The following is an 11,923-nucleotide window of genomic DNA, read 5'->3' as shown; positions in this document are numbered from 1 at the left end:
CGTCAGCGCGGCGGCGCGGCCACGAAGAGCCGCCAGGAGTACGCGTCGACAACGAGCACGGGTCCGTCCGAGTCCTTACTGTCTCGCACCCCGACCACGTCCCCCAGATTCGTAGCCACCTCGACGCAGTTGGCGTCCTGGTTGCTACGGCTGCTCTTGCGCCACTCAGCGCCGATCAGCTCCATGACTCGGCCACCTCGTTCATCAGCTCGATGGAAGCCTGCGGGGGCAGGGCTTCGCCCAAGGTAGCCTCCCAGACCCGTTGCAACCGCAAGAGATCCTGCGGCTGGTCCAGCTCCTGGCCGCGAACCTGACAGTCCAGATACGCCAGCTCGGCGCCGTCCGGCAGGGCGGCGAGCGCGAACTGCCCGCCCAGCCCTGGATACTCCTCGGCGGATCTCGGAACCACGTGCAGCCGGACCCGAGGGTGCTCAGTGGCGATGCGTGCCAGGTGCAGCGTCTGGTCGTGCATCACCTTTCGCCCGCCCACCCGTCGACGCAGCACCGCCTCGTCCAGCACCGCTACGATCCGCGGGGCACGCTCGCTGTGCAGCACATCCTGGCGATTCATCCGGTCGGTCAGTCGCCGGTCGACCTCGTCGGGAGCGAGCAGACCGCCAGCCTCGAAGACCGCCCGGGCGTAGTCCTCCGTCTGGAAGAGCCCGGGCACGTAGCGAGGCTCGTACCACCGGAGTGTGCGCGCCTGCGCGAAGATCGCCTGCCAGCCTCGTAGCCAGGGCTGCGCCCGGTCCAGGCTGACCAGTTCGGTGGACATGCGGCCGAAGAGGCCGCCGGTGTCCAGGGCGCGGTCGACGAGTTCCAGGTACTTGGCGGTGGGCGGCTGCTGACCCAGCTCGACGGCGCTGACCATCGACGCCGAGTAGTTGACCGCCTTGGCCAGCTCGTCCTGACTCCAGCCGCGCCGTGCCCGCGCCCGGCGCAGCTCCGCGACCAGGAACGCCGCCGCCGTCATCTGTCCATCGGCCATGCCCAGCCACTCTCCAACCCGCCGACGATCAACTCCAGCCGACCACCAGAGCCGGCGCGGCCTGCGAACAGGGCAGCTACGACAGGTGGGCTGAACCCTTCCGACCGTAGTCGTCCGATCACCAGACTGTGAAGTGCGGCACCGCTCCCCGTCCCCCGGGGCCCGGCGGCGTCGTACGGGGCCGCCCGATCTCCCGTGCCGGGCGGCCCCACCCCCAGACCAAACCGACCGACCGCACAAGATCGTGCTCGATCGTGGACGCAGTGGGTCCTGACGTGCGAAACCACTACACCTAGGGCAACGCCTTTGCGTCAGTGCGGCGGCTGGCCAACCAAGTCCTTGATCACCAACCGCCCCCTCACCGTGGTGATGGGCACAGGCCATCCCCCTTTGCTCTGCACCCCAATAGGCACCAGTCGCGGACCGTAGCCGTCGCACCCGCGGGTGCAGAGCAAAGGGCAACCGGCCGTCCCTCACCCCCCCCGGCCGCCTCAGGCACCCGCCAGGGCGCGAGGGCGCGCAGTGATGCCACAAGCGAGTCAGCTCGAAAGGACCGCAACACCATGCCCCGGACCGCCCTGCCCGACCGCGCGACCACACCGAGCCGACCGCACCTGCCGCTGCGTCCGCTCTGGCTCTGTCGGGTCTGCGCCGCTCCCTGGCCGTGCTCGGTCGCCCGACTGGCTCTCCGCCAGGAGTACGCGCACGATCGGATCGGTTTGAGCGTCTACCTGTGCGCGGTCCTGCACGAGGCAGCCGCCGACCTGTACCGGCTCAACCCGCACGATGGCCCCGACCCGGCGGCGCTCTTCACCCGCTTCCTCGGCTGGGCGAGACCACGGCACCTGCCCTGACCAGGGCCGGCAGGCACGGCAGGCACGGCAGCACGGGCAGGGCGGGCCGGCTCAGGGGTGGGTCATTCGGAGCAGATCCAACGTCTCGTCGAGCTGGGTGTCGGTGAGCTTGCCGGAGTCGACGTGACCCCGGGCGATCACCACCTCACGGATCGACGTCTGCTTGGCCAGCGCCTCCTTGGCGATCGACGCAGCCTCGTCGTACCCCAGGTAGCGGTTGAGTGGGGTGACGATCGACGGTGAGCCCTCGGCGTACGCCAGGCAGACCTCGGCGTCCGCGACCAGGCCGACCACCAGCCGGTCGGCGAAGAGCCGGCTCACCGCGGAGAGCAACCGGATCGATTCCAGCAGGTTGCGGCCCATCACGGGAAGCATCACGTTCAGCTCGAAGTCGCCCTGCGAGCCGGCGAACCCAACTGTCGCGTCGTTGCCGATCACCTGGGCGCAGACCTGCCGCATCGCCTCGGCGACCACCGGATTGACCTTGCCCGGCATGATCGACGAGCCGGGCTGGAGGTCGGGGATGCGCAGCTCCCGCAGACCGGCGCGCGGGCCGGAGCCCATCCAGCGGATGTCGTTCGCGATCTTGTAGAGGCCGATGGCGATGGTGCGCAGTTGCCCCGACGTCTCCACCAGCGCGTCGCGCGCGCCCTGCGCCTCGAAATGGTTGCGCGCCTCGGACAGCGGCAACCCGGTCGACTCACGCAGCTTGTCGATCACGGCGGCGGCGAAACCGAGCGGCGTGTTGATCCCGGTGCCCACGGCGGTGCCACCCAGGGGCAGCTCGGCCAGTCGGGGCACCGCGCCCTCCAGGCGTTCGATGCCGTAGCGGACCTGGGCGGCGTACCCGCCGAACTCCTGACCAAGAGTGACCGGCGTGGCGTCCATCAGGTGCGTACGCCCCGCCTTGACCACCGTCTCGAACTCCGCCGCCTTGGCCTCCAGCGCGGCAGCAAGGTGCCCCAGCGACGGCAGCAGGTCCTCCACGATGAACTGGGTGGCCGCCAGGTGGATCGACGAGGGGAAGACGTCGTTGCTGGACTGGGAGGCGTTGACGTGGTCGTTCGGGTGCACCGGTGAGCCCAGCTCACGGCTCGCCAGTGTGGCGATCACCTCGTTGGTGTTCATGTTCGACGACGTGCCGGAGCCGGTCTGGAACACGTCCACCGGGAACTGGTCGTCGTAACCGCCGTCGGCCACGTGCGCGGCGGCGGCCGCGATGGCGGCCGCCACGTTCGCGTCGATCACGCCCAATTCGCCGTTGACCTCGGCCGCCGCGCCCTTGATCTGAGCGAGAGCCTTGATCTGGGCCGGCTCGATGCCCCGGCCGGAGATCGGGAAGTTTTGCACCGCACGCTGGGTCTGTGCCCGCCACAGCGCGTCGGCGGGCACCTCCACCTCGCCCATCGAGTCGCGTTCGATGCGGTAACCGGTCGCTTCTGGAGTCGTCACGCGTACCATCCTGCCGCGCCCGTGGCCGACTCGCAGATGATCCGTCAGCCCAACTCGGCGAGCAACCGTTCCACCTCGTGCTGGTCCGGCGACTCGATCTGCCGGAACAGGGCCAGCGCCCGGGTCAGGTGCGCCCGCGCCGCCGCCGGATCGGTCGCCAGCAAACAGCGGGCGATGCCCTCCAGCGCCCGACCCTGCTCGTGTGGGGAACCCAGCCCGGTGGCGTCGACGAGCACCCGACGATGCAGGTCGAGCGCGCTGCTCGCGTCCCCCTGATCCAGGATGGCTCGGGCCAGCAGGTTGCGCGAGCCGCACTGGCCGACGCGATCCCCCGCCTCGGTCATCGCGACCAGCGCCGCACGGTGCAGGTCAGCGGCCTCTTCCGGACGGCCGGCCTCCCGTTCCATCATCCCGATCTCGTTGAGCACCTCACCCTCACCGAATCGGGCGCCCATCTGGCGCTTGATGCGCAGCGCCACCCGCAACAACCGTGCGGCCGGCACCACGTCGCCCATCCGATGTCGGACCATCCCGAGGTGCCCGAGGGCGTTGCCGATCCGCCGCGTGTCGCCGACCTCGCGGGCGATCCCCAGGTGCCGCCGAGCGTTGCGCAGCGCCTCGTCGTGTCGCCCCCAGAGGAGCAGGGTGATCGTCAGGTTGTTGAGTTCGTTCGCCAGCGCCGTCGTGTCGCCCATCCGCGTCGCCAACGCCCGAGCGGCGTCGTAGGACTCGCGAGCCTGGCGGAACTGAAAGTTGGCCGCGTAGGCGGTGCCCAGGTTGCCCAGGGTGTTGCGGTATTCGTAGCGCAGATCCAGGCGGCGGAAGATGTCGCGTGACCTCTCCATCACCCGGATCGCCGTGGGGAAATCACCCAGCCGGTAATGGGCCGAGGCGAGATAGTTGAGCATCATCCCCGCCGCCCTGTCGTCACCCAACTGCTCGGCGGCGCGCAGGCCGATGCTGTGTGTCTCAACCAGTTCATCCAGGCGACCGCCCTCGAACTGGGCGTGCCAGCAGGCTCTCGCCAACTGCCAGCAGTAGCGGAGAAACCCCTCGGTCTCCGCCAACCGGACCAGGGCTGTCCATGCGGCCAGGTTCTCGTCGAGCCAGGCTCGACCCTGCTCGGCGACGAGCATGACCAGGTCAGGGCGGAGCGGCTCCCCCACCACGATCAGCGAGCGGAGCGCGGAGAGTTCCCTCTCGCGGGCAATCGTGGTGGCGACCTGCAGGTGGTGATCGAGCAGACGTTCGATAGCGCCGCGACGCTCGACCGTCCGCTCCGGCTCGGCCACCAGCGTCCGCGCGTACTCCCGGACCAGGTCGTGCAACTGGTACCGGCCCGGCTCCGCCTCCTCCACCAGGTGCGCGTCGACCAACTCGTCCAGCAGGTCCTGGGCCTCGGGTAGGGACAGCTCGGCCAGTACGGCGGTGACCGCGTTGTCGAACCGTACTCCCGGGTGCACGCCCAGCAGCCGGAACGCGCGCTGCGCCGCCGGCGACACCTGGGCGTACGACAGGGCGAAGGCCCGACCGACGGACCGTTCGCCCGCCTCGAACTCGGCCAGTGGATCCGGCCGGGTGCTCAGCCGCTCGGCCAGGTCGGCGATGCGCCAACGGGGTCGGTGCGCCAGTCGGGCACCGGCCAGCCGGATGGCGAGTGGCAGGTGACCACAGCGCCGGACCACCTCGGTGGCGGCCTCCGGCTCGGCAGCCACCCGGTTCATACCGACCACCCGCCCCAGCAACTCGACCCCCTCGTCGGTGTCGAGCACGGGCAGCGACGACGGCCGTCCCTCGTCCACCCCGACCAGCCGGCGGCGGCTGGTGATCAGAATCAGGCAGTGCGAGCCGTTGGGCAGCAGCGGCGTCACCTGGTCGGCGGTCGCCGCGTTGTCGAGCACCAGCAGGGCCCGCCGACCGGCAAGCTCGCTACGCCAGAGCGCCAACCGGTCGTCCTGGCTCGTCGGCACCCTCTCGGCGGGCACACCGAGCTGCCGCAGCAGCGTGGCGACCGCCGCGGCCGGCGTCAATGGGGTGCCCTCGCTGTGCCCGTGCAGGTCGATGTAGAGCTGGGCGTCCGGGTAGTCGTCTGCGAGAGCGGTGGCGAGATGCACCGCGAGGGTGGTCTTGCCGCTGCCCGCCATGCCGTCGATGAGCTGGATCCGGGCACCGGCCTCCACCTCCTTGACCAGCCGGGCCAGCGTCTGCTGCCGGCCGGTGAAGTCGCCGATCGCCCGGGGCAGCGCACGAACCGGGCCGACGGGTAGGGCCGGTCGGCCGGCCAGGGCGAGGTCGCCGGCGAGCACCCGCTGGTGCAGTTCCTGCAGAGCGGCCCCCGGCTCGATGCCCAACTCCTCGGCGTACGTCCGCCGGCCCTCGCGGTACACGGCGAGTGCGTCGGCCTGCCGCCCGACCGAGGAAAGCGCCAACATCAGCTGGCCTCGCAGGCGCTCCCGCAACGGATGCCGGTCGACGCTCTCCGCCAGTTCCTCGATCAGCTCGGCTGCCCGACCAAGGCGCAGCTCGACGTCGACGCACTCCTCCAACGCGGTGAGGCGTTGCTCGTCGAGTGCCTGGGCGCGGCGACGGACGCTCCTACTTGCGATGCCGCCGAGTGTCGGTCCGCGCCACAGCGCCAGCGCGGCGCGGAATTCCGTGCCCGCCTCGGCCAGTCGGCCGGCGACGACCAGGGCACGGGCCGCCTCCACGCCCCGGCTGAAGACCTCGACGTCGAGGTCGTTCGGTGCGGTACGCAGGCCGTACCCCGCCGGATCGGTGACGATGAGCTCCGGTGCCAGCCCGAGTTCGGTGAACCGGCGACGCAACCGCGACACGCAGGTCTGCAACTGCCCGCGGGCGGTGGCCGGCGGGCGGTCCTCCCACACCGCGTCGACCAGTTCATCGACCGGCACGAGCCGGCCGGCCCGCAACAGCAGCATGGCGAGCACGGTCCGGTCGCGTCCCGCGGTGACTGTGGACTCGCCACCGCCCACCCGCAGAGGCCCCAGGATCCCGAACCGCATCTGCTCTCCCGCGTCAGTGGTGCAACTTCCAGCAGAGTAGTCCGGTGGTGACAGATCGCCTTGGTCAGGCGAGAGTGATCTGAGAGCGGATCGGCAGCGGTGCGCAGCAGACTCGTTCCGGGTTGTCGGTGACGGCATCCGACGGGGGCGGCGCGCCCGTCCCACCCCAGCGGGGCGGGCGTGCCGGGTTTTCAGCAACACAGGGGCGACAGCACGGGCGCCGGACGGAACTCGCCCGGCGCCCGTTCGCTCATCGGTCGGGTCAGCGGCGACCGACGGTGAGCACCGGCTTGGTGACCTCGGCGAAGAAGTCGTTGCCCTTGTCGTCGACCACGATGAAGGCGGGGAAGTCCTCGACCTCGATCTTCCAGACCGCCTCCATGCCCAGCTCCGCGTACTCGAGCACCTCGACGTGCTTGATGCAGTCCTGGGCGAGGCGGGCCGCGGGGCCGCCGATCGAGCCGAGGTAGAAGCCGCCGTGCTGCTGGCAGGAGCGGGTCACCTGACGGGAACGGTTGCCCTTGGCCAGCATCACCTGCGAGCCACCGGCGGCCTGGAACTTCTCCACGTACGCGTCCATCCGGCCGGCGGTGGTCGGGCCGAACGAGCCGGACGCGTACCCCTCTGGGGTTTTCGCCGGGCCGGCGTAGTACACCGCGTGGTCGCGCAGGTACTGCGGCATCGGCTCACCGGCGTCCAACCGCTCGGCGATCTTGGCGTGGGCGATGTCCCGGGCGACCACGAGCGGCCCGGAGAGCGAGAGGCGGGTCTTCACCGGGTACTTCGACAGCTCCGCGCGGATCTCGTCCATCGGCCGGTTCAGGTCGACCCGGACGACCAGCTCGGCGTCGAGCGAATCGTCGGTGACGTCGGGCAGGAACCGCGCCGGGTCGGTTTCGAGGCGCTCCAGCCACACCCCCGACGGGGTGATCTTGGCGACGGCCTGCCGGTCCGCCGAGCAGGAGACGGCGATCGCCACCGGGCAGGACGCGCCGTGCCGAGGCAGCCGGACCACCCGCACGTCGTGGCAGAAGTACCGCCCACCGAACTGCGCGCCGATGCCGAAGTTGCGGGTCAGCTCCAGCACCTCCGCCTCCAGCTCCAGGTCACGGAAGCCGTGCGCGCTCATCGAGCCCGAGGTCGGCAGCGCGTCGAGGTACTTGGCGCTGGCGTACTTCGCGGTCTTCAGCGCGTACTCGGCGGACGTGCCGCCGATGACGATGGCCAGGTGGTACGGCGGGCAGGCGGCGGTGCCGATCAGCCGCAGCTTCTCCTCCAGGAACTGCATCATCCGCGTGGGGTTGAGCAGCGCCTTCGTCTCCTGGTAGAGGTACGACTTGTTGGCCGAGCCACCGCCCTTGGCCATGAACAGGAACTTGTACGCGTCGGGGTGCCCGTCCGGGTCCTCGGCGTACAGGTCCACCTGGGCGGGGAGGTTGCTGCCGGTGTTCCGCTCGTCCCACATGGTCAGCGGGGCGAGTTGGGAGTAGCGCAGGTTGAGCTTGGTGTACGCCTGGTAGACGCCCCGGGAAATGGCCTCGGCGTCGGCGCCGTCGGTCAGCACGTGCCGGCCGCGTTTGCCCATCACGATGGCGGTGCCGGTGTCCTGGCACATGGGCAGGACACCGCCGGCGGCGATGTTGGCGTTGCGCAGCAGATCCAGCGCGACGAACCTGTCGTTCGGCGAGGCGGCCGGGTCGTCGATGATCGCCCGGAGCTGCGCCAGGTGCGCGGGGCGCAGGAAGTGCGCGATGTCGTGCATCGCCTCGGCGGTCAGCGCGGTGAGCGCGGCCGGTTCCACGGTGAGGAAACGGCGGCCTCCCGGGCCGTGTACGACGTCCACGCCCTCGTCGGTGACCAGGCGATAGTCCGTCTGATCGGGGCCGGTTGGCAGCAGGGGGGCGTACGAGAATGCGGCGGCACTGCTCATGAGCGGCAAGCCTAGGGCAGACCGGTCGATCACTCCCACCCGCCGGGCGGGTCCTGGGACGCCGCTCTCATCCACCAGGTGTGCCGGGCCCGGCACACCGCCCCGGATCGTCGTGCGAGTCGCCGGCTCAGCCGTCCTTGCCGCCGCCCGGTTCGGCGCAGAGTTCCCCCTTCGGCCCGCAGTCGCCGTTGTTCGGCCGGCCGGGGTCGGGGCCGGGGCCGCCGGGCCCGGGATTCCCACCGTCGCCGGGTGGTCGGGTGGGCGAGGTTCCGGACGCGCCGAAGCGGACGTACCCGATCTCCCGCCCCTCGCCAATGATCATGCCCTGTGACCCGACGGCGAGCGCGTTCGCCGAGGTGCGCAGGGCGGCCAACTCCCGGCCGGTGCGCGGGTCCAGTGCCGCCAGCCGCGACGGCTTCTCATCGACCACCACCACCGCGTACGGGGTGAGCGCGGCCCCGGCCTTGCCGCTGGCCGGTCGCCTCCAGAGCACCTTCTCGGTGCCCAGCTCACGGGCGACCACGGAGCGCTTGTCGGCGGCCCGGAACACCGCCGAACGGTCGTCCACCGCGATCAACTTGGTGCCCGAATCACCGACCCAGAGCAGCCGTCCGTCGTACCCGTCGATGACTGCCTCCCGGCCGTCCGGAGCGACGCCGATCAGCACGTTCCGCGCACCCTGCGGGTCCTCGCGTTGCACGCAGCCGGCGGAGTCGGCGGTGCGCAGGTTGACGCCGGCCTGGTGCCAGGCCTCCTGCCCGGTCGCCGAGTCCCGGGCGGAGATGGCGAAGTAACAGCTGCCGTCCTGGGATCGGGCGGCGATCCGCAGCAGTCGACCGCCCACCACGGAGAGCCGCTCGTCCCGGGTCGGTTCGACGTTCTGCAACACCCGGCCGGTGGCGGTGTCGACCACGTGGACCCGACCGTCGACCGGGAAGCCGAGCAGCGGTGGCGCGGCCTCGGCCCCGGCCACCCCGTCGTCGATCCGGTTGGCGGTGAGCCGGCGGGTGCCGCGCAGACCCGGGTTGTCGGCGAGCAGACCGCTGTGCACCCCGGGCAGGAAGGCCGTCCAGAGCGGCGCGGTGCCACGCGGGTCCCAGGCGCTCAGGGTGCAGTCGGTGGCGTCGGTGCAGCGGGCGTCGAGGAGCAGATTGCGGTACGTCCAGACGGCCACCGCGTCGTCGTCACGTCGCCGGGTCACCCCGGTCGTCGGGTCGAGCAGCTCGTACCCGTTGACCAGGAGCTTGCCCACGGCCACCACCGGGTCGCGGTCACCGCCGGCGACCGCCGCCCAGTCCGCCTTGCGCTCCCAGAGTTGGGCGCCGGTGGCCAGGCTGCGCGCCTCGACCCGGGTGCGCTGCTCGACCACGACGGTGTCGCCGGCGATGGTCACGCTGCGCGGCGTGCCGCCGACCCGTTGCTGCCAGACCACGTCGGGCTCGGAGATGGGTTCGCTGCGGTCCACCCAGTCCCACAGACCGGGGAACGGATTCCACACGCCGGTCGCGGCGAGCGCGACGACCACGGCAAGGCCGAGCAGCAGCCCACCGCGTACGCTCCCCTTCGCCACACCGCACACCGTAGCCACGATCACGGATCTTCCGTACGCCCGCGTCGCCGTGTCGCCGCGCTTTCTGGGCTCGGAGGTGTTACAGCACCTTTCCCTCGGCCCGAACAGCGCTGCGCACCAACGGAAGCGTGCGGTAGGGAATCTGCTCGGCCAACGCGATGATCGTGGAGGCCCGGGTGATGCCCGCGGACGAGACGATCTGGTCGATGACCCGTTGCAGGTCCGTGTTGGAGCGGGCCACGATCCGGCAGAGCAGGTCGCTGGAGCCGGTGATGGTGTGCGCCTCCAGCACCTCGGGGATGGCGGCGAGGTGAGCGGTGACCGGGTCGTGGCCGTGCCGCTGACTGATCTCCAGGGTGACGAAGCTGGTCACTCCGAACCCGATCGCGGCCGGCGCGATCTCGGGGCCGAAGCCCTCGATGACCCGCCGCTCGATGAGCTTGTCCAGCCGGGCCTGCACGGTGCCCCGGGCCACCCCGAGCCGCCGGGAGCACTCCAGCACCCCGATCCGCGGCTCCTCGGTGAGCAGTTCGATCAAGCGCACGTCGAGCGGATCGAGCTGTACATTCTGCTCACCATTCATGAGTGCAGACCATACCGAATGTGCAACCTGACCAGCATTTCTTGCAACAGTTGCCCAGCCGACACCGGGCCAGCGATCCTCGCCACAAGAACCGACCACGGCGGCCCACAAGGCCGGCCGGTACGCGAGGGAGCCCACCATGACCCAGGCGATCGACCGACCCCAGTCGACCGAGGACGTCGACACCGACCGGCTCGTCGGCGCTGTCGACCACGACATCAGCCACGACCCGTTCCCGGTCCGGGGCCTCGACCACGTGCACTTCCTGGTCGGCAACGCCAAGCAGGCCGCCCACTACTACTCCACCGCCTTCGGCATGACCTGCGTGGCGTACCGCGGCCCCGAGCAGGGCTACCGGGACCACGCCCAGTACGTGCTGACCAGCGGCTCGGCCCGGTTCGTGCTGACCGGTGCGGTGCGCCCGGACGCCGACGGCGCCGAGCACGTGGCCCGGCACAGCGACGGCATCAGCGACATCGCGCTGGAGGTGCCGAACGTGGACACCGCGTACGCGCACGCCATCGCCCAGGGCGCCACCAGCGTCGTCGAGCCGCACGAGGTGAGCGACGAGCACGGCACCGTCCGGATGGCCGCCATCGCCGCGTACGGCGACACCCGACACACGTTGGTCGACCGGTCCCGCTACACCGGCCCGTTCCTGCCCGGCTTCGTGGCCCGGGGCCCGATCGTGGACCGGCAGCCGATGATCGACGCCGGTATCCAGCCGAAGCGCTTCTTCCAGGCCGTCGACCACGTGGTCGGCAACGTGGAGCTGGGCCGGATGGACGAGTGGGTCGAGTTCTACAAGCGGGTGATGGGCTTCTCAAACATGGCGGAGTTCATCGGCGACGACATCGCCACCGACTACTCGGCGCTGATGAGCAAGGTCGTGGCGAACGGCACCCGCAAGGTGAAGTTCCCGCTCAACGAGCCGGCGATCGCGCGCAAGAAGTCCCAGATCGACGAGTACCTGGAGTTCTACCAGGGCCCGGGCGCGCAGCACATCGCCGTCGCCACCAACGACATCCTCGCCAGCGTCGACGCGATGCGCGCTGCCGGTGTGGAGTTCCTGGACACCCCGGACTCGTACTACGAGGACCCGGAACTGCGCGCCCGCATCGGCAACGTGCGGGTGCCGATCGAGGAGCTGAAGGCCCGCAAGATCCTGGTCGACCGGGACGAGGACGGCTACCTGCTCCAGATCTTCACCAAGCCGGTGCAGGACCGACCCACTGTCTTCTTCGAGCTGATCGAACGGCACGGCTCGCTGGGCTTCGGCAAGGGCAACTTCAAGGCGCTGTTCCAGGCGATCGAGCGGGAGCAGGAAGCCCGCGGCAACCTGTAACACTTGCGAGCGTGACGCAACCTCTGTCGTACCCGACGCCGCCGGCCGGTGGGCCCCAACCCACCACCGGCGGCGTCGCGCCGCAGCCCGGACCACACCCCCAGGGGTACGCCCCGCGACACCTCCGTGCCGAGTTCGCCGGGACGGTCGTCGTTAAGGTGTCCTCGTGAGTGAGCGA

At 70.6% G+C, this 11,923-nt stretch carries 10 protein-coding genes; 3 read left to right on the top strand and 7 right to left on the bottom strand.

Annotated features, from left to right (window positions below):
- Nucleotides 1–2: 2 nt before the first annotated feature.
- A complete protein-coding gene (locus tag DLJ59_RS08970) occupies nucleotides 3–185 on the bottom strand; it encodes a DUF397 domain-containing protein (RefSeq protein WP_124772038.1) in 183 nt (60 codons plus the stop codon).
- Entirely contained in the window at nucleotides 176–988 is an 813-nt protein-coding gene (locus tag DLJ59_RS08965) for a helix-turn-helix domain-containing protein (protein ID WP_124772037.1), read from the bottom strand. Before DLJ59_RS08965 ends, DLJ59_RS08970 begins: the two co-directional genes overlap by 10 nt.
- A 563-nt stretch (nucleotides 989–1,551) precedes the next feature.
- Here DLJ59_RS08965 and DLJ59_RS08960 point away from each other — a divergent pair.
- Nucleotides 1,552–1,842: a hypothetical protein gene (locus tag DLJ59_RS08960; RefSeq protein WP_124772036.1), complete on the top strand. Its 291-nt coding sequence runs from the start codon at nucleotides 1,552–1,554 to the stop codon at nucleotides 1,840–1,842.
- A gap of 51 nt (nucleotides 1,843–1,893) precedes the next feature.
- On the opposite strand, the gene DLJ59_RS08955 is transcribed toward DLJ59_RS08960, so the two are convergent.
- From DLJ59_RS08955 to DLJ59_RS08935, 5 genes are all read right to left on the bottom strand, one after another.
- Nucleotides 1,894–3,303, bottom strand: coding sequence for a class II fumarate hydratase (locus DLJ59_RS08955; protein ID WP_208648605.1), 1,410 nt, complete (start codon nucleotides 3,301–3,303; stop codon nucleotides 1,894–1,896).
- A gap of 35 nt (nucleotides 3,304–3,338) precedes the next feature.
- Nucleotides 3,339–6,317 (bottom strand): AfsR/SARP family transcriptional regulator, encoded by a 2,979-nt coding sequence (locus DLJ59_RS08950; protein WP_124772034.1) that lies wholly within the window; start codon nucleotides 6,315–6,317, stop codon nucleotides 3,339–3,341.
- A 262-nt stretch (nucleotides 6,318–6,579) separates the two neighbouring features.
- Nucleotides 6,580–8,247: a fumarate hydratase gene (locus DLJ59_RS08945; protein ID WP_124772033.1), complete on the bottom strand. Its 1,668-nt coding sequence runs from the start codon at nucleotides 8,245–8,247 to the stop codon at nucleotides 6,580–6,582.
- Nucleotides 8,248–8,374: 127 nt separating this feature from the next.
- Nucleotides 8,375–9,826: an outer membrane protein assembly factor BamB family protein gene (locus DLJ59_RS08940; RefSeq protein ID WP_425271404.1), complete on the bottom strand. Its 1,452-nt coding sequence runs from the start codon at nucleotides 9,824–9,826 to the stop codon at nucleotides 8,375–8,377.
- A 70-nt stretch (nucleotides 9,827–9,896) separates the two neighbouring features.
- On the bottom strand, nucleotides 9,897–10,400 hold the full coding sequence (locus DLJ59_RS08935; RefSeq protein ID WP_124772032.1) for an Lrp/AsnC family transcriptional regulator: 504 nt from the start codon (nucleotides 10,398–10,400) through the stop codon (nucleotides 9,897–9,899).
- 139 nt (nucleotides 10,401–10,539) lie between these two features.
- Here DLJ59_RS08935 and hppD point away from each other — a divergent pair, with 139 nt between their 5' ends.
- Both hppD and DLJ59_RS08925 read left to right on the top strand, forming a co-directional pair.
- The gene (hppD, locus tag DLJ59_RS08930) at nucleotides 10,540–11,745 is read left to right on the top strand and encodes a 4-hydroxyphenylpyruvate dioxygenase (RefSeq protein ID WP_124772031.1); all 1,206 of its coding nucleotides are present in this window, start codon (nucleotides 10,540–10,542) and stop codon (nucleotides 11,743–11,745) included.
- An 11-nt stretch (nucleotides 11,746–11,756) separates the two neighbouring features.
- On the top strand, nucleotides 11,757–11,915 hold the full coding sequence (locus DLJ59_RS08925; RefSeq protein ID WP_208648604.1) for a hypothetical protein: 159 nt from the start codon (nucleotides 11,757–11,759) through the stop codon (nucleotides 11,913–11,915).
- Nucleotides 11,916–11,923: the final 8 nt, after the last annotated feature.

The sequence above is a fragment of the Micromonospora inaquosa genome (assembly GCF_003857055.1).
Classification (GTDB): Bacteria; Actinomycetota; Actinomycetes; order Mycobacteriales; family Micromonosporaceae; genus Micromonospora; species Micromonospora inaquosa.
Note: the sequence above shows the minus strand (reverse complement) of the source record. Positions and strands in the feature narration are given on the sequence as shown.